This window comes from Streptomyces sp. NBC_00016 (assembly GCF_045040885.1).
Taxonomy (GTDB): domain Bacteria; phylum Actinomycetota; class Actinomycetes; order Streptomycetales; family Streptomycetaceae; genus Streptomyces; species Streptomyces coriariae.
On sequence record NZ_CP108304.1, the window covers coordinates 3,355,464 to 3,373,374 of the forward strand.

Sequence of the window (17,911 nt, forward strand, 5' to 3'; positions counted from 1 at the left end):
GAGGCCCGGGGAGGGGAGACCGGGCGGCCGGGCCACGGGGGAGTGCTCGGCCGCCCGGAGCGGGTGGGGTGGTGGCCCGGGTGTCCGGCTCCGGTTCAGGCGGAGCCGGACACCCGGAGTCGGGAGGCCTAGGCCTTGGCGAGTTCCTTCTCGCCGCCCTCGCGCTGCTCGGGCACGTCCACCGGGGCGGTCTCGACGCCGTCCTCGTCGTCGTCGAGCAGGGTCTTCTCGTCGAAGGGCAGCCCGCCGGCGAGCACCACCTGGACGCGCTCCTTGTCGATCTCCTTCGTCCAGGTACCGATCAGGACGGTGGCGACGGCGTTGCCCGCGAAGTTGGTGAGGGCGCGGGCCTCGCTCATGAAGCGGTCGATGCCGACGATGAGGCCGATGCCGTCCACCAGGGCGGGCTTGTGCGACTGGAGACCGCCGGCCAGGGTCGCCATGCCGGCGCCGGTGACACCGGCCGCGCCCTTGGAGGCGACGAACAGGAAGAGCAGCAGCGGGATCTGCTCACCGAGCGACATCGGCGTACCCATGGCGTCGGCGATGAACAGGGACGCCATGGTCATGTAGATCATGGTGCCGTCGAGGTTGAAGGAGTAGCCGGTCGGGACGGTGATGCCGACGACGGGCTTGCTGACACCCAGGTGCTCCATCTTCGCGATGAGCCGCGGCAGCGCGGACTCGGAGGAGGAGGTGGACAGGATCAGCAGGAACTCCCGGGCCAGGTACTTGAACAGGGAGAGGATGTTCAGACCCGAGACGATCTTCAGCAGCGCGCCGAGCACGATGAAGACGAAGAGGAAACAGGTGGCGTAGAAGCCGAGCATCAGCACGGCGAGGCTCTTGAGCGCGTCCACGCCCGACGAGCCGACGACCGCGGCCATGGCGCCGAAGGCACCGATCGGAGCGGCCCACATCACCATCGCGAGGACGCGGAAGACGAGGCGCTGGATGTGCTCGACACCGCGCAGCACCGGCTGGCCGGCCTTGCCCATGGCCTGGAGCGCGAAGCCGCAGAGCAGGGCGATGAGGAGGGTCTGGAGGACCTCGCCCTCGGTGAAGGCGGAGACGATCGTGGTGGGGATGATGCCGAGCAGGAACTCGGTGGTGTCCTTGGCCTCCGGCGAGACCTGTGCCTGCCCGGTCTCCTTCACGGCGTCCGTGATGGCGAGGCCCGTGCCCGGCTCCAGGATGTTGCCGACGACGAGGCCGATACCGAGGGCGACCAGCGACATGACCATGAAGTAGCCGAGGGCGATACCGCCGACGGCGCCGACCTTGGCGGCCTTCCGTACGGACCCGATGCCCAGCACGATCGTGCAGAAGATGATCGGCGAGATCATCATCTTGATCAGGTTGACGAAGCCGGTCCCGATGGGCTTCAGCTCCACGGCGAAGTCGGGGGCCGCGAGACCCACGGCGATCCCGATGGCGACCGCGACGATCACCGCGATGTACAGGTAGTGGGTGCGGTCCCGCTTGACCGCGGGTGCGGCAGGTGCCTTGTCGGGGGTGCTGCTGGCGGCCACGGCTGCCCTCCTTGACGTCTTCGTCGGCATCACCGGCGTGCGGCTCACGTCCGGGGTTTATGGGGGATTGCCGTGACTATCTCCCGCCCTGTGAGGGCGGTCACCCTTCCGTTCATTTAGTTCACACTTAACGCCGGGGGCACACTGACGACATGCGCATCCCCGCTCTGCCGAGACCCCGCAGCCTGGCCGGCCAGCTCTTCGCCATGCAGGCGGTGCTGATAGCGGTGCTCGTCGCGGGATACGCGCTGTTCACCTACGTGAGCGACCGCAACCAGGCCGAGGAGGCGGCGGGCCGCCAGGCCACGGCCGTGGCTCGCTCGGTCGCCGACTCACCCTCCGTACGGGCGGCGATCCGGACCGCGAAGCCCACCGCCGAGCTCCAGCCCTACGCCCTGCGGGTCATGAGGGACACGGAGGTCGACTTCGTCACGATCATGAACCCGGAGGGCATCCGCTGGACCCACCCGGACAAGACCCAGATCGGCCAGCGCTTCCGCGGCAACACCGCGAAGGCCCTCGAGGGCGACACCTTCACCGAGACCTACACCGGCACCCTCGGCGCGTCCGTCCGCGCGGTCACCCCGATCGAGGACGACGGCACGATCATCGGGCTGGTCAGCGCGGGGATCAAGGTCGAGTCGATCAGCAAGCGGGTGCAGGACCAGGTGACGGCCCTGTTCGCGGTGGCCGGCGGGGCCCTCGCCCTCGGCGCGATCGGCACGTACGTCATCAACGCGTCCCTGCGCCGCCACACCCATGGCATGAACGCGACCGAGCTGAGCCATATGCACGACTACCACCAGGCCGCGCTGCACGCGGTGCGGGAGGGGTTGCTGATGCTGGACGGACAGTACAAGGTGGCGCTGATCAACGACGGGGGCCGGGAGCTGCTGGGCGTCTCGGGAGAGGTGGTGGGCATGTCGGTCGCGGAGCTGGGTCTGCCGGCCCCGCTGACGGGTGCGCTGCTCTCCTCGGAGCCCCGGGTGGACGAGGTGCACCTGACGGCGGACCGGGTGCTCGTGGTGAACACCTCCCCGGTCTCGGGCGGCGAGCGCCGTGGCAGCGTGGTCACCCTGCGCGATGTGACCGAACTCCAGTCCGTGATGGGCGAGTTGGACTCCGAACGCGGCTTCACGCAGGCGCTGCGCTCACAGGCCCACGAGGCGGCGAACCGACTGCACACCGTGGTGTCGCTGATCGAGCTGGGCCGGGCGGAGGAGGCGGTGGACTTCGCCACGGCGGAACTGGAACTGGCCCAGGCGCTGACGGACCAGGTGGTCGCGGCGGTCAGCGAGCCGGTCCTGGCGGCCCTGCTGCTGGGCAAGACGGCCCAGGCGAACGAGCGGGGCGTGGAGCTGGTGGTGTCCCAGGAGAGCAGCCTGGACGACGGCCTGCTGCCGGAGTCGCTCCCCGCCAGGGACCTGGTGACGATCCTGGGCAACCTCATCGACAACGCGGTGGACGCGGCCCAGGGCAGCACCCGGGCGCAGGTGACGGTGACCGCCGCCACGGAGGGCGCCGAGCTGCTGCTGCGGGTGGCGGACACGGGAGCGGGAGTGGATCCCGCGCACGCCACCCTGGTCTTCGAACGCGGCTTCTCGACGAAGCCGGCCGGGCCGGGCGGGCGGGGCCTCGGGCTGGCACTGGTCCGTCAGGCGGTGCAGCGGCACGAGGGGACGCTGTCGGTGGCGGAGGCCGCGGGCGGCGGAGCGGAGTTCCTGGTGCGCCTGCCGTTGCCGGCGACGGCGGCCTCCGGCGCCGGCGTGTCCGGTACCACCGCGCCCGGTACCACCGCGTCCGGCGCCACCGGATCCGCGTCGGGGTCTGGAGGCAAGGGATGACGAGCGAAGAGCCGATCAGAGTGCTGGTCGTGGAGGACGATCCGGTCGCCGCGGACGCGCATGTGATGTACGTGGGCCGGGTGCCGGGCTTCGTCGCGGTGGGCAAGGCGCACACCGGCGCGGAGGCCCGGCGCCTGCTCGACCGCACGCCGGTCGACCTGCTGCTGCTGGACCTGCACCTGCCCGACGCGCACGGGCTCCAGCTGGCCCGCTCGCTGCGGGCGGCGGGGTATCACGCGGACGTGATAGCGGTGACGTCGGCGCGGGACCTGACGGTGGTGCGCGAGGGCGTGTCGCTCGGCGTCGTGCAGTACGTACTGAAGCCCTTCACCTTCGCCACGCTTCGTGACCGGCTGGTGCGGTACGCCGAGTTCCGGGGGGCCGCGGGCGAGGCGAGCGGCCAGGACGAGGTCGACCGGGCGCTGGCGACCCTGCGCGCGCCGGGACCCGCCGCGCTGCCCAAGGGGCTGAGCGCGCCCACGCTGGAGCGGGTGACGGAGACCGTACGGGAGGCGGAGCAGGGGCTGACCGCGGCGGGGGTCGCCGAGTCGGTGGGCATCTCACGCATCACGGCCCGGCGCTATCTGGAGCATCTGGTGGAGGCGGGGAGAGCCGAGCGGAAACCGCTGTACGGGCAGGTGGGAAGGCCGGAACTGGTCTACCGCTGGGTCCGGACGACTCGCGGAAAGTGACCTCCGCGCCGCCCCGACCACCCGCCACCACCCTCACCCGCCGCCACCCACCGTCACCACCCTGAGCACCGCGGCCGCCGTCGCTCACCACCACGACCCTCACTCACCGCCGCCCCCGAACGGCAGGGCGTACCGCACGACGAACACGCCCAGCCCCGCCACCGCTCCCGCCTCGGCCACGGACAGCACCAGCAGCCCCGCCGACACCTGCCCCCCGCCCCAGTACACGACCAGCGCGGCCGTCGGCACGACACAGAACGCCAGCAGATCCACCACGCACTGCGCGATCTTCCGGGAGATCCGCCCGGGGCCGGCCCGGTGGTAGGTCTCCCACCGGAACGCCGCCTCGGTCCCGGCCAGTTCGGCGAGCCTCGGCGCCAACTCCTGCCGCACATACCGCCCGACGGCCGAGATCTTCTCGTCGTTGACCAGGTAGGTCCACCCCAGCACCACGCACACCGGCGGCAACGCCAGCAGCATCGACGTCTGTTCGGCCTGGGCCGCCGCGGCGATCACCGCCGCCACCACCGCCAGGGTCACGTACAGCAGGTTGTCCCGGAACCCGATCCGCGCCTTCTGCTCGTCCTTGACGGTCTGGTACTCGGCGAGCAGCAACTGCCCGGCACTGACGTCCTGTTCGGCCATGGTGACCGTCCCCTCCCCCGATGATCCTGGCAGTACCTTAAAGGGGTGCCCGAGACCGAACCCATCGCCGTGGTCCTCACCGCGCTTCCCGTCGAGTACGACGCCGTGCGCGCCCTCCTGGAATCCCTCGACGAAGTCGTCCTCGACGACGGAACCCGTCTCGAACAGGGCCGGCTCTCCGGTACGGGCTGGACGGTGGCGCTCGCCGAGCTCGGCGAGGGTGCCCTGAACACGGCCGCGCTCACCACCCGTATCGTCTCCGCGCTCGCCCCCGAGTGCCTGCTCTTCGTGGGCGTCGCGGGCGGCCTCAAGGACGACCTGCGGCTCGGTGACGTCGTCGTCGGCACCAAGGTCTACGCCGTCCACGGCGGCAAGCAGACCCCGCAGGGTTTTCTGGCCCGTCCCGAGGTCTGGCACGGCTCGCACCGCCTGGTGCAGGCGGCCCGCTCGGCGCTGCGGGACCTGGACGGGGTGCGGGCCCACCGCAAGCCGATCGCCTGCGGGGACGTCGTGCTGGCCGACGACCGGTCCGCGCTGCGGGATCACATCCGACGGACGTACAACGACGCGTACGCCATCGAGATGGAGGGCTCCGGGGCATCCCACGCGGCGCATCTCAGCGGCGGGCTGGACGCCCTCGTCATCCGGGGCATCAGCGACCTCGCCGACGCCGGGAAGAGCACGGCCGACGCGGAGGGCTCGCAGGAGCTGGCGGCGGGGCAGGCGGCCAAGGTCGCGCTGGCGGTCCTGCGCAAGCACGCCCCTCGCCCACGGAACGCCCCCAGCGCCCAGGAGGAGCCCCGACCCGGCTCAGGCACAGGCGGCGACACCATCACCTTTCAGGGCGGTACCTACTACGGGCCGGTCGTCGGAAAGATCACCCGGAACAACTGACCGACCGGTCACCACCGTAGGTTCCTACAACCGGTGACTATGTCCAAACACCCTGTAGTCACCACACCCCGCGCCCCCTACCTTGTCCCCCGTGCCCAGACCTCCAGCCCACACCCGTCAGCCAGGTCCCCCCTTCAACGCTCCCGCCGCCCGCAGGCTCCGCGCCGCCCTCGGCATGACCCCGGACCACGTCGCCCACGGACTGCGCGCCTCCTACGCCCTGCCGCACGCCACCCCCGATCTCGTCGTCGCCTGGGAACGCGGGGCACTCACCCCCACGCATCCCGAACTCACCGCTCTCGCCGGCGTGTTGTGGTGTTCCCCGGGTGAGCTCATCGGCAGGCCGCGCACCCTGCGCGAACACCGCGTCGCCCAGGGCTTCGCCCCCGAGGACGTCGCCCGGGCCGTGGGGCACGAGTTCCTGGCGTACACGCGGATGGAGGAGAGCGGGCAGTGGCGCGGCACGGACCGGCAGTCCGCTGCCCTCGCCGAGCTGCTCGACCTCTCGCTGCCCGACCTGGTCACCGTCACCGGCCTCGAGGCCAAACTGGCGGACCTGCTGCGCACCGCCGCCCGCACCCGCTGGCAGGCGTACGTCAGGCCCGTGGGCAGGATCGTGCCCCTGGACCGGCGTCTCCTGGAGGAGACCCTCCAGGAGCTGCACCAGGACTACCAGGGGCAGATGGTCGCCACGCTGAGCTGGGGCGACGGCAGCGCGGCCGGGGAGGCGAGCGACGCCGGGCGGGACTTCCTCGACCGGATCGTCGACACCTTCTGGACGAGCTTTGAGAACCGGACCGCCTAGGGCCGTCCGCGAGGCAAGCGCCCCGGGGTCCGCCCTAGAAGACCGACTCCGCCTCGACGATCCGGTCCTTCGGCACCGTCTTCAGCTCGGTGACCGCCTCGGCCAGCGGCACCATCACCACGTCCGTCCCGCGCAGCGCGGTCATCCGCCCGAACTGGCCCCGGTGCGCCGCCTCCACCGCGTGCCAGCCGAAGCGGGTCGCCAGGACACGGTCGTACGCCGTCGGGACACCGCCACGCTGGACGTGGCCGAGAATCACCGGCCGGGCCTCCTTGCCGAGCCGCTTCTCCAGCTCGTAGGCCAGCGCCGTGCCGATGCCCTGGAAGCGCTCGTGACCGAACTGGTCGATCGCGCCCTTGCTGTAGTCCATGGTGCCGTCGGCCGGGTGCGCGCCTTCCGCGACGCAGATCACCGCGAACTTCTTGCCGCGCGCGAACCGCTCCTCGACCATCTTCACCAGGTCGGCGGGGTCGAAGGGCCGCTCCGGCAGGCAGATCCCGTGCGCGCCCGCGGCCATGCCGGACTCCAGCGCGATCCAGCCCGCGTGCCGGCCCATGACCTCGACCACCATCACCCGCTGGTGGGACTCCGCCGTGGTCTTGAGGCGGTCCATCGCCTCCGTCGCGACGCCCACCGCCGTGTCGAAGCCGAACGTGCGGTCCGTCGACGAGATGTCGTTGTCGATCGTCTTCGGCACGCCCACCACGGGCAGGCCGGCGTCGGACAGCATCCGCGCCGCCGTCAGCGTGCCCTCGCCGCCGATCGGGATCAGCGCGTCGATGCCGAAGTCGTGGATCATGTCGGAGGCGCTCTCGCAGGCCTCGCGCAGCCGGTCGCGCTCCAGGCGGGACGAGCCGAGAATGGTGCCGCCGCGGGCCAGGATGCCGCTCACCGCGTTGAGGTCGAGGCCGCGGTAACGACCGTCCAGCAGCCCCGCGTAACCGTCCTCGAAGCCGATCACCTCGTCGCCGTAGTTGTCGACGGCGCGGTGCACGACCGACCGGATCACTGCGTTCAGGCCGGGGCAGTCGCCACCTGCGGTGAGAACTCCGATGCGCATCGTGCTGTGTCTCCTGCTCGCTGTTGGTACCGGTGAGCCAGATTCGATTGTTTCACGCCGCCGAGCGGGCTGTCTCTTGACGGGCGCCTTAACTACGGCCAGAGGTATTGTCAAGAGGGATCTGCTCACCTAGGTGGGCGATTTTTGTGCCCCGCCCTCAGGCCCCTGTACAGAGACGGAGAGCTCGCGTGACCCGCAGCGTGTACGTGACCGGAATCGACCGCGGCGACGGCCGTCAGGTCGTCGAGCTGGGAGTCATGGAACTCCTGACCCGGCAGGTCGACCGGGTGGGCGTGTTCCGTCCCCTCGTCCACGACGGGCCCGACCGGCTCTTCGAGCTGCTGCGTGCGCGCTACCGGCTGGCGCAGGATCCGGCCACCGTCTACGGCATGGACTACCACGAGGCCTCCGCCCTCCAGGCGGAACAGGGGACGGACGAACTGGTCTCCACCCTCGTCGAGCGGTTCCACCGCGTCGCCCGCGACTACGAGGTCGTCCTCGTCCTGGGAACGGACTACGCCGACACCCAGTTCCCGGACGAACTCGCCCTCAACGCACGCCTCGCGAACGAGTTCGGCGCGTCCGTGATCCCGGTCGTCGGCGGCCGCAAGCAGACGGTGGAGTCGGTGTTCGCGGAGACCCGCAACGCCTACCGGGCGTACGAGGTCCTCGGCTGCGACGTCCTCGCCATGGTGACCAACCGGGTGGCCCCGGAGGACCGGGAGGAGATCGCCGCCCGGCTCGCGACCCGGCTGCCCGTGCCCTGTTACGTGCTGCCCGACGAGCCCGCGCTCTCCGCGCCGACCGTCGCGCAGATCAGTCACGCGCTGGGCGCGCGGGTGCTGCTCGGCGACGACTCCGGGCTGGCCCGTGACGCGCTCGACTTCGTCTTCGGCGGGGCGATGCTGCCGAACTTCCTCAACGCGCTGACCCCGGGCTGCCTGGTCGTCACTCCGGGAGACCGCGCCGACCTGGTCATCGGCTCGCTGGCCGCGCACAGCGCCGGCACCCCGCCGATAGCCGGGCTGCTGCTCACCCTCGACGAGGTGCCGAGCGCCGAGATCCTCACCCTCGCCGCCCGCCTCGCCCCGGGCACGCCGGTCGTCTCGGTGCCCGGCAACAGCTTCCTCACGGCCGAGCGGCTGTTCTCCCTGGAGGGCAAGCTGAACGCGGCCACCCCGCGCAAGGCCGAGACCGCGCTGGGGCTGTTCGAGCGGCACGTGGACACGGTCGATCTGCTCAGCCGCGTCTCCGCGCCGAGCACCGACCGCCTCACGCCGATGATGTTCGAGCACAAGCTCCTGGAGCAGGCCCGCGTGGACAAGCGCCGGGTCGTCCTTCCGGAGGGGACCGAGGAGCGCGTGCTGCACGCGGCCGAGGTGCTGCTGCGCCGGGGCGTCTGCGACCTCACACTCCTCGGGCCCGTCGACCAGATCCGCAAGAAGGCCGCCGACCTCGGCATCGACCTCGGCGACTGCTCGCTGATCGACCCGGCCACCTCCGAGCTGCGCGACTCCTTCGCCGAGAAGTACGCCCGGCTGCGGGCCCACAAGGGCGTCACGGTGGAGCTGGCGTACGACGTCGTCTCGGACGTGAACTACTTCGGCACGCTCATGGTCCAGGAGGGTCTCGCCGACGGCATGGTCTCCGGGTCGGTGCACTCCACGGCCGCCACGATCCGCCCGGCCTTCGAGATCATCAAGACCAAGCCGGACGCCGACATCGTCTCGTCCGTCTTCTTCATGTGCCTGGCCGACAAGGTCCTCGTGTACGGCGACTGCGCGGTGAACCCCGACCCGAACGCCGAGCAGCTCGCCGACATCGCCATCCAGGCGGCCGCCACCGCCGCCCAGTTCGGGGTGGAGCCGCGGATCGCGATGCTGTCGTACTCCACCGGTACGTCCGGCTCGGGCGCCGACGTCGACAAGGTGCGGGAGGCGACGAAGCTCGTCCGCGAGCGGCGCCCCGACCTGAGGATCGAGGGGCCGATCCAGTACGACGCCGCCGTGGAGCCCACCGTCGCCGCGACCAAGCTGCCGGGCTCCGAAGTCGCAGGGCAGGCAAGCGTGTTGATCTTCCCGGACCTGAACACCGGCAACAACACCTACAAGGCCGTGCAGCGTTCGGCCGGCGCGATCGCGGTCGGGCCGGTGCTCCAGGGCCTGCGCAAGCCGGTCAACGACCTGTCCCGGGGCGCCCTGGTCCAGGACATCGTCAACACCGTCGCCATCACGGCGATCCAGGCCCAGACCCCGAACGAGAAGGCTCCCCAGCAGTGACCGCAACCCGTGTCCTCGTCCTCAACTCCGGCTCCTCGTCGGTGAAGTACCAGCTGCTCGACATGCGGGACAGCAGCCGGCTGGCGAACGGGCTCGTCGAGCGGATCGGTGAGCAGTCCTCCCGGCTCAAGCACACGCCCCTCGCCGCCGGCGGCGGGAGCCGTGAGTGGACCGGGCCGATCCCCGACCACGACGCCGCGCTGAAGGCCGTGGCGGAGGAGCTCGCGAAGGACGGGCTCGGCCTCGACTCCCCCGAAATCGCCGCCATCGGGCACCGGGTCGTGCACGGCGGCAAGCACTTCACCGAGCCGACCGTGATCGACGACGCCGTCCTCGCCGAGATCGAGCGGCTGATCCCGGTCGCCCCGCTGCACAACCCGGCCAACCTCACCGGCATCCGCACCGCGACGGCCCTGCGTCCCGACCTGCCCCAGGTCGCCGTCTTCGACACCGCGTTCCACACCACGATGCCGGAGGCGGCGGCCCGCTACGCGATCGACGTCGAGACCGCCGACGCGCACCGGGTGCGGCGCTACGGCTTTCACGGGACCTCGCACGCGTACGTCTCCCGGGCGACGGCGAAGCTGCTGGGCAAGGCACCCGAAGAGGTGAATGTCATCGTGCTGCACCTCGGCAACGGGGCGTCCGCCTCGGCCGTCGAGAAGGGCCGGTGCGTGGACACCTCGATGGGGCTGACGCCCTTGGAGGGGCTCGTGATGGGTACGCGCTCCGGGGACACCGATCCGGCCGTCATCTTCCATTTGGCGCGTGTTGGTGAAATGTCCATCGACGAAATCGACACTCTTCTCAACAAGAAGAGCGGGCTGATCGGGCTGTGCGGTGACAACGACATGCGGGAGATCCGGCGCCGGATCGACGAGGGTGACGAGCGGGCGAAGCTCGCGTTCGACATCTACATTCACCGGCTGAAGAAGTACATCGGCGCCTATTACGCCGTACTCGGGCACGTGGACGCGGTCGCGTTCACCGCCGGGGTCGGGGAGAACGCGGCGCCGGTGCGGGAGGCGGCCGTGGCGGGCCTGGGTTCCCTGGGCCTGGCGGTGGACGACGAGCTGAACGAGGTACGCGGTGACGAGCCGCGGCTGATCTCGCCCGCCGGCGCGCGGGTGGCGGTCGCCGTGGTGCCGACGGACGAGGAACTGGAGATCGCCACACAGACCTACGCACTGGTGAAAAAGACAAACTGAGCAGGAAAGCAACTGAGCACAACCCCTCTCATTTGTATCTTCCACCAGACGGAATATTCCGTAGCGAAACAAACCGATAGGATCGCCCCATGCGCCGTTCGAAAATCGTCTGTACTCTCGGCCCCGCGGTCGACTCCCACGAAATGCTCGTGTCGCTGATCGAGGCCGGCATGAACGTGGCCCGCTTCAACTTCAGCCACGGCTCCCACGCCGAGCACCAGGGCCGCTACGACCGGGTCCGGGCCGCCGCCAAGGAGACCGGCCGGGCCATCGGTGTCCTCGCCGACCTCCAGGGCCCGAAGATCCGCCTCGAGACCTTCGCCGAGGGTCCGGTCGAGCTGGTGCGCGGTGACGAGTTCACCATCACCACCGAGGACGTCCCCGGCGACAAGACGATCTGCGGCACGACGTACAAGGGCCTGCCGGGCGACGTCTCGCGCGGCGACCAGATCCTCATCAACGACGGCAACGTCGAGCTGAAGGTCCTGGACGTCGAGGGCCCGCGGGTGAAGACGATCGTCATCGAGGGCGGCGTCATCTCCGACCACAAGGGCATCAACCTGCCCGGCACGGCCGTCAACGTGCCCGCCCTGAGCGAGAAGGACATCGACGACCTGCGGTTCGCGCTGCGGATGGGCGCCGACCTGGTCGCGCTGTCCTTCGTGCGGGACGCCAAGGACGTGGCCGACGTCCACCGGGTGATGGACGAGGAGGGCCGCCGGGTCCCCGTCATCGCCAAGGTGGAGAAGCCGCAGGCCGTGGAGAACATGGAGGACGTCGTCGCGGCGTTCGACGCCGTCATGGTGGCCCGTGGCGACCTGGCCGTCGAGTACCCGCTCGAGAAGGTCCCCATGGTGCAGAAGCGCCTCATCGAGCTGTGCCGGCGCAACGCCAAGCCGGTGATCGTGGCGACCCAGATGATGGAGTCGATGATCACCAACTCCCGTCCGACCCGCGCCGAGGCCTCCGACGTGGCCAACGCGATCCTGGACGGCGCGGACGCGGTCATGCTGTCCGCCGAGTCGAGCGTGGGCGCGTACCCGATCGAGACCGTGAAGACGATGTCGAAGATCGTCACCGCGGCCGAGCAGGAGCTGCTCAGCAAGGGACTCCAGCCGCTCGTGCCGGGCAAGAAGCCGCGTACCCAGGGTGGTTCGATCGCGCGCGCCGCGTGCGAGATCTCCGACTTCCTGGGCGGCCGGGGCCTGGTGGCCTTCACCCAGTCCGGCGACACCGCCCGCCGGCTCTCGCGCTACCGCGCGGCCCAGCCGATCATCGCCTTCACCACCGACGAGGGCACCCGCAACCAGCTGGCGCTCAGCTGGGGCGTCGAGTCGCACATCGTGCCGTTCGTGAACAGCACCGACGAGATGGTCGACATGGTCGACCAGCAGATCGCCAAGATCAACCGCTTCAACCCGGGCGAGATCGTCATCATCACCGCCGGCTCGCCCCCCGGCGTGCCCGGCACCACCAACATGCTCCGTGTCCACCACCTCGGTGGCGGCTCCCGCGACTGAGCGGGCGACCCCGGCCGCCCGATGCGGCTCGTACGGCGCTGAGGGCGCCCCCTGTGGAACAGGGGGCGCCCTCAGCGTTGTTGCGGCTCCCGGACGGGTCTGGGGACGATCGGCCGGTACTGCTCAGCCGGTCGTGTACTGGTGCAGACCGGGGACGGTCAGCGTGCCGCCGAGCTGGCCCGCCTGCTGGACCTTCACGTTGGTGAAGTAGATCAGCGGGATGTTCAGCGGCGGCGGGCTCTTCGGGCTGAACGTGATGGGTATCAGGCCGAACAGGTTCCCGGAGATGCTCTCCGTGTACATGATCGTGTCGCCGTCACGGATGGTGGACGTGGTGCCCTTGCCCGCCTGCACGTGGTACGTCTTGCCGGACTGCTTGTCGTCCACCGTCTGGTGCAGGTCGCCGATGTCGGTGCCGTCGGAGATGACGTACTTCAGCACCTCCTTGACCGTGCCGTTGGCGGTCTTCACCTTGACGATGCCCTGGTAGTCGGCGCCCTTGAGGAGCAGCGAACTGGCGTTCAGGTACCAGGGGTCGTCGGGCAGCCTGATCTTGTTGTCGATGCCGCCCTCGTCGTCCGTGGCGGCGGGGCAGTCGTCGGCGTCCGTGGTGGCGCTCTCCGAGGGACTCGGCGAGGCCGTGGCGTCCTCGGCGGCCTCCTCGGTGTCCTTCGCGGTGTCCTCGGCCTCGTCGGCGGTGTCCTTGACGGTGTCCTTCACCGTGTCGGTGACGGCGTCGGTGGTGTCCTTGGAGGTACCGGACGAGTCCTTGCCGGAGTCGGAGGAGCCGGAGTCGTCCGAGGAGCCCGAGCCGGAGTCCGCCGACGAGTCGCCGGTCGACGCCGACTCCGAGGCCGAAGCCGACGGAGACGGGCTCGAACCGGCCGTCGCGTCGGAGTCGTTGCCGTCGAAGAGGTCCGTGATGGCGTCGCCGATGGTCTCCAGGACGTTCTTGTCCGTCGCGGAGGCCGAGGGGCTCGCCGTCGCGGTGTCACCGGACGTCGACGACTTGTCGGGCTCGGCGGCCGCCGAGGACGCGGCGGGAGCGGGCTCGGCCGTGTCGTCGGAACCTGAATCCGACGAACCGGAGTCACCCGTGTCGCCCGAGCCGTTCGACGTGTCCTTCGAGTCGTCCGTGGACTCGTCCTTGGAGTCGTCCTTGGAGTCGTCGGCCGATTCGCTCGCGCTCGCCGAGGCGGACGGCGACGGGGAGGCCGACGCGGAGGCGTCCGCGCCCTCCAGGGCCGCCACACAGTCCTTGTACTCGTCGATCGTGAGGCTCTTGGACGCCGGCTGGTCCTCGGCGTTGGCGAGGGTCGGCGTGAAACCCATGCCCATCAGGACCGCCGTCGGCATGGCCGCCAGGGCTATCGCCTTGCCGGCCGGCATGTGGAACCTGGTGAAGATCGGCTTCTTGGGTGCCGCGTGCCGCGGCCCGGTGGTTCTCACGCGGGCAGCGTCCACATCGCTCCCGGTGGAAACCTCGTCAGCCGGCACTGTGCCTCCCGTTCGCCCCGTTGGCCGGGCTCGTTCCTGACAGATCGTGCAGATCGTGCGGCTCGCCCGCCCCGTGGTCGTCCTTCGTGAAGGACGGCTTCTCGGTGGGGGCCGGGCCCGTGCTGTACGGGTTCTCGGTGAGGTCGCCCGCGTCGGTGGGAGGTGCGGGGAACACGCCCTCGGGGGCGCCTCCGGCGGTCGCGCCGGCTTCCGGCCCCGGAGCCTGGGCGGGCGGTGTGCCCGGTACCCAGGACACGGCCATCGCCCCGCCGATCAGCGCGAACAGGAAGCCGATGAGGAAGCCGCCCAGGTTCGACACCGGGATGGAGACCAGACCGAGCAGGATCGCCGCGACTCCCGCGAAGACCTGTACGTGCTTCTGGAACCACAGACTGATGCCCAGAACGCCCAGCAGCACGCCGATGATCAGCGACCCCGCGCCCGCGGTGGTGGCCATCGCCAGCGTCAGGTGGCCCACCTGGAGGTGCGCGTAAGGGAAGTAGGCGATGGGGAAGCCGGCGAGGAGGACGAACAAGCCCGCCCAGAACGGCCTGGTGCCCCGCCAGGCGCGGAACTGCTGCCTCCGGCGGGTGAACTGACCGGGGGCGACAGGGGTCTCGGCGCTCATGGAAAACAGCTCCCTGGTGCGGCGTTTCTGTGGTGGTGGGTCGAAGTGCTGGTGAAGCCAGGGGCTTCAGACTGGACGGGCGGGGGCGCCACCGGCCCCCCCGCCCGTCAGAGAGTGCTTAGTAGCACTCCTTGACACCCGTCGACAGCGACATCTTCAGGCCGCTGAGCTTGAAGGTTCCGGCGGTGGTGGCCCACGCCGTCTGCTTCACGTCGGTCAGCGTGGCGGAGTCCGCCTGCTGGGCGAACCCGTACGGGTTGGCCGTGTCACCGCTCTTGAGGCCCGGACCCTTGTTGGCGTCCTTCGCGGCCACACCGATGTCGATGCCCTTGAAGACGGCGTCCGCCTGCAGGTCCTCGACGTCGATGTACAGGTTCTCTGCCTCGACCGGCTTACCGCCGCCGCCCGCCTTCAGCGTGAGGCTGACGGAACCGAGCAGCGGGATGTTCGGGGTGACCACGGACTGGCACATGTTCGTGATCGAGGCGCTCTTGAACGCCGAGACGGCAACGGCGTGAGCCGTCTTCTTGCCGTCGAGGGTGTAACCCGAGTCGATCGCGCCGTACTGCGAGAAGCCCGTGCCTTCGAGCTTGTCGGCCGTCACCTTGAACGACTGACCGGACACGCTGAACGACGCGGCCAGTGCACCCTGCGCGAGGGCGACACCTATACATGCCGTAGCGGCGACGCTGGGCACCATGACCACAGCGAAGCGCTTCCATCTGGTCCCGCCACGCACCTGGGACTCCATATTTCCTCCTTCTCGGACGTACATCTCCTGATCCCGTGAGCCCCCTCGGACGGCGGCTCAGCCGGGCAGGGATGGGAGAAGTGCTACGTCCTCGGGAAGGGGAGCGCCTGTCTCGGAGGCGCGAACCGCGCACCGATCACCGGCGATCACCCCCGAGCGACAACCACTGGTCGCGCCTGACACGCATCACGCACAACCTTGCTGGACAGGCTTCACCGCAGCGAAGACCCCCCTGTCCGAGAGCCGACTCCACTGCCGTCGGCTCTGCTCGGTGGGGACCCAGGAAAACCCGTTGACCCAACCGGCTGTCGGGGTACGGGATTGGACCGAGCGTGGCCGATCGTGGTGCATTCTCGCCGCCCGCACAAGGGGGTTCGTTACTCGCTAGTAACGGCCGGATAACCGAACAACGACCCATAGGTCTCGACCGGCAACACAGGGTGTCATCGACGCCGGGGACAAAGCTGTTGATCGCTGGACAGAATCCGACAGAACAACGCCCAAGTCTTACTTGCAGTAACAGCGGCCGCGATTACCAAGATTTGGTAAAGCGCGGCCGCAGGGGAACCACATCGGCAGAACTTTCACTCCGACACCACGGGCTCTGACGTTTAGTGACTGGTCAGAACCCGGCTCTCGCCGGATCAGAACAGGGCGCGCGCCAGCGCTCGCCGGGCCGCCGCGACCCGGGGGTCGTCCGGCCCTACCACCTCGAACAGTTCGATGAGCCGCAGTCGTACGGCTTCCCGGTCGTCACCGGCCGTGCGCCGCACGGTGTCGATGAGCCGTCCGAAGGCGTCCTCGACATGACCGCCCACCAGATCCAGGTCGGCCGCGGCGATCTGCGCCTGCGCGTTCTCCGGCTTGTCGGCGGCGTCCTTGCGCACCTGCTGCGGGTCCATACCGCCCACCCGCTGGAGCAACTCGGCCTGCGCGAGCCCGAGCCCCGCCTCACTGTTGCCCGGGTCGTCGGCGAGCACGTTGCGGTACGCCTGCACGGCACCGCCGAAGTCACCGGCGTCCAGCGCCTGTACGGCGGCCTCGAGCAGCGCGTCGTACGGCCCGACGGGCTCGGCCTCGACCGCGTCCACGGCGCCCGGCTCGGCGTCGGCGTCGACGGTCAGACCGGTGAGCCCGAACCGCTGCTCGGCGACCTGCACCAACTGGTCGAGGGTCTGTCGGATCTGCGCTTCGCCGGCGGCTCCCTGGAAGAGCGGCAGCGCCTGCCCGGCGACGACCGCGAAGACGGCCGGGATGCCCTGCACCCCGAACTGCTGCATCAGCATCTGGTTGGCGTCGACGTCGACCTTGGCGAGCAGGAAGCGGCCGTTGTACTCGACGGCGAGGCGCTCCAGGACGGGGCTCAGTTGCTTGCAGGGCTCGCACCACTCGGCCCAGAAGTCGATGACGACGGGCACCTCGGCGGACCGCTGAAGGACCTCCCGCTCGAAGCCCGCCTCATCGACGTCGATGACGAGATCGGCCGGGGAGACGGCCCCCGCGCCGCCCTGCCGTGCCGTTTCGGCGCGCGTCTGCTCCGCCTTCGCCTTGGCCTCCTGGGCCGCCTTCACCGCGGCGAGGTCGACGACTCCGCTCATGGACATGTTCCGTGGCTGCATGCGTCTATCCTCCCCCGTCCGCGCGCCTGCGTGAAAAGCGTTCCGAATACGTCCCGAACATCCCGAACATGAGCGCCGGGGTCCCCACCCCGCACCCTGCCCGGCCGGCGGCCCGCGCACGTCCCGCGCGAGCTTTCGCTACGAGTCGTAGCGTAATGGCACCGAGTGCCTCCGCAACACCCCGCCTCGGTGATCTCCCTCACGGAAGCCCATGACAAACCGCCGGTTATGGTCGGGGAATGCAGATCCGCACCCCCGCCTGTCGTACGGGCCGTCCGCGCAGCGCCGCGGCCGACACGGCGATCCTGGCCGCGACCCGGGAGGCGCTGGTCGAGCTGGGCTGGTCCAAGCTGACGCTGGGGGATGTGGCGACGCGCGCCGGGGTCGCCAAGACGACCCTCTACCGACGCTGGGCCGGCAAGAACGAACTGGTCGTCGACGCGGTCGCGGAACTCTTCGGTGAACTCGAACTTCCCGACCGGGGCAGCCTCGCCGCCGACATCGAGGGTGTGGTGCTGCAGTTCGCTGCGATCCTGGCCCGGCCCGAGGCCAAGAGCGGCCTGATGGCGGCCGTCGCCGAGTCCACCCGCGACGACGCCCTGCGCGAGCGCATCCGCGCCTCCATCGTCGACCCGCAGAAGGACCTGGTGCTGGAGGGCCGCGCCCGCGCCCAGGCGCGCGGTGAACTCCCCCCGCAGGCCGACCCGGCCGAGGCCGCCCGCACGGTCGACCTCATCTTCGACGTCGTGGCGGGTGCGGTGGTCCACCGCACCCTGGTCAGCGCGGAACCCGCGGACGAGGAGTGGGTACGCGGCTTCACCCGGGTCCTGCTCCTGGGCCTGACCGCGTCCACCGGCCCGTCCGAAGGCACCGGCCCGTCCGAAGAGACCGGCCCGTCCGAAGGCCTCCCCGGCGAACACGTCTGAGGGCGGGGGCC

15 protein-coding genes are annotated in these 17,911 nt (G+C 70.1%); 8 read left to right on the forward strand and 7 right to left on the reverse strand.

What is annotated here, in order from left to right; all coding sequences use genetic code 11:
• Positions 1-128: 128 nt before the first annotated feature.
• Positions 129-1,562 (reverse strand): cation:dicarboxylate symporter family transporter, encoded by a 1,434-nt coding sequence (locus tag OG933_RS14630; protein ID WP_405633385.1) that lies wholly within the window; start codon positions 1,560-1,562, stop codon positions 129-131.
• 122 nt (positions 1,563-1,684) lie between these two features.
• On the opposite strand from OG933_RS14630, the gene OG933_RS14635 reads away from it, so the two are divergent.
• On the forward strand, positions 1,685-3,376 hold the full coding sequence (locus OG933_RS14635) for an ATP-binding protein (RefSeq protein WP_405627392.1): 1,692 nt from the start codon (positions 1,685-1,687) through the stop codon (positions 3,374-3,376).
• Entirely contained in the window at positions 3,373-4,068 is a 696-nt protein-coding gene (locus OG933_RS14640) for a response regulator (protein ID WP_020131125.1), read from the forward strand. Before OG933_RS14635 ends, OG933_RS14640 begins: the two co-directional genes overlap by 4 nt.
• Before the next feature lie 99 nt (positions 4,069-4,167).
• On the opposite strand, the gene OG933_RS14645 is transcribed toward OG933_RS14640, so the two are convergent.
• Entirely contained in the window at positions 4,168-4,713 is a 546-nt protein-coding gene (locus OG933_RS14645) for a hypothetical protein (protein ID WP_362526320.1), read from the reverse strand.
• A 45-nt stretch (positions 4,714-4,758) separates the two neighbouring features.
• Between OG933_RS14645 and OG933_RS14650 the strand changes: the two genes are divergently transcribed.
• Both OG933_RS14650 and OG933_RS14655 read left to right on the forward strand, forming a co-directional pair.
• Complete coding sequence (locus OG933_RS14650) at positions 4,759-5,607, forward strand: 5'-methylthioadenosine/S-adenosylhomocysteine nucleosidase (RefSeq protein WP_405627394.1); 849 nt, start codon at positions 4,759-4,761, stop codon at positions 5,605-5,607.
• Positions 5,608-5,782: 175 nt separating this feature from the next.
• Positions 5,783-6,412 (forward strand): XRE family transcriptional regulator, encoded by a 630-nt coding sequence (locus tag OG933_RS14655; RefSeq protein WP_405633388.1) that lies wholly within the window; start codon positions 5,783-5,785, stop codon positions 6,410-6,412.
• Positions 6,413-6,446: 34 nt separating this feature from the next.
• Here the strand turns inward: OG933_RS14655 and OG933_RS14660 are convergent, their stop codons facing one another.
• Positions 6,447-7,472, reverse strand: a complete 1,026-nt coding sequence (locus tag OG933_RS14660; protein WP_054239866.1) for an ATP-dependent 6-phosphofructokinase — start codon at positions 7,470-7,472, stop codon at positions 6,447-6,449.
• 188 nt (positions 7,473-7,660) lie between these two features.
• Between OG933_RS14660 and pta the strand changes: the two genes are divergently transcribed.
• From pta to pyk, 3 genes are all read left to right on the forward strand, one after another.
• A complete protein-coding gene (gene pta / locus OG933_RS14665; protein WP_405627396.1) occupies positions 7,661-9,751 on the forward strand; it encodes a phosphate acetyltransferase in 2,091 nt (696 codons plus the stop codon).
• Entirely contained in the window at positions 9,748-10,959 is a 1,212-nt protein-coding gene (locus tag OG933_RS14670) for an acetate kinase (protein WP_405627398.1), read from the forward strand. Before pta ends, OG933_RS14670 begins: the two co-directional genes overlap by 4 nt.
• Positions 10,960-11,048: 89 nt before the next feature.
• Entirely contained in the window at positions 11,049-12,479 is a 1,431-nt protein-coding gene (gene pyk / locus OG933_RS14675; RefSeq protein ID WP_054239869.1) for a pyruvate kinase, read from the forward strand.
• Between the two features lie 123 nt (positions 12,480-12,602).
• On the opposite strand, the gene OG933_RS14680 is transcribed toward pyk, so the two are convergent.
• The 4 genes from OG933_RS14680 to OG933_RS14695 form a co-directional block, all read right to left on the reverse strand.
• Complete coding sequence (locus OG933_RS14680; protein WP_405627399.1) at positions 12,603-13,976, reverse strand: hypothetical protein; 1,374 nt, start codon at positions 13,974-13,976, stop codon at positions 12,603-12,605.
• Positions 13,966-14,604, reverse strand: coding sequence for a DUF6114 domain-containing protein (locus tag OG933_RS14685; protein WP_405627400.1), 639 nt, complete (start codon positions 14,602-14,604; stop codon positions 13,966-13,968). The genes OG933_RS14680 and OG933_RS14685 overlap by 11 nt, the downstream gene beginning before the upstream one ends.
• Positions 14,605-14,722: 118 nt before the next feature.
• Positions 14,723-15,355, reverse strand: a complete 633-nt coding sequence (locus tag OG933_RS14690; RefSeq protein WP_327185140.1) for a DUF6230 family protein — start codon at positions 15,353-15,355, stop codon at positions 14,723-14,725.
• A 644-nt stretch (positions 15,356-15,999) separates the two neighbouring features.
• Complete coding sequence (locus OG933_RS14695) at positions 16,000-16,974, reverse strand: tetratricopeptide repeat protein (protein ID WP_405627401.1); 975 nt, start codon at positions 16,972-16,974, stop codon at positions 16,000-16,002.
• A 239-nt stretch (positions 16,975-17,213) separates the two neighbouring features.
• Between OG933_RS14695 and OG933_RS14700 the strand changes: the two genes are divergently transcribed.
• Entirely contained in the window at positions 17,214-17,900 is a 687-nt protein-coding gene (locus tag OG933_RS14700; RefSeq protein WP_405627403.1) for a TetR/AcrR family transcriptional regulator, read from the forward strand.
• Positions 17,901-17,911: the final 11 nt, after the last annotated feature.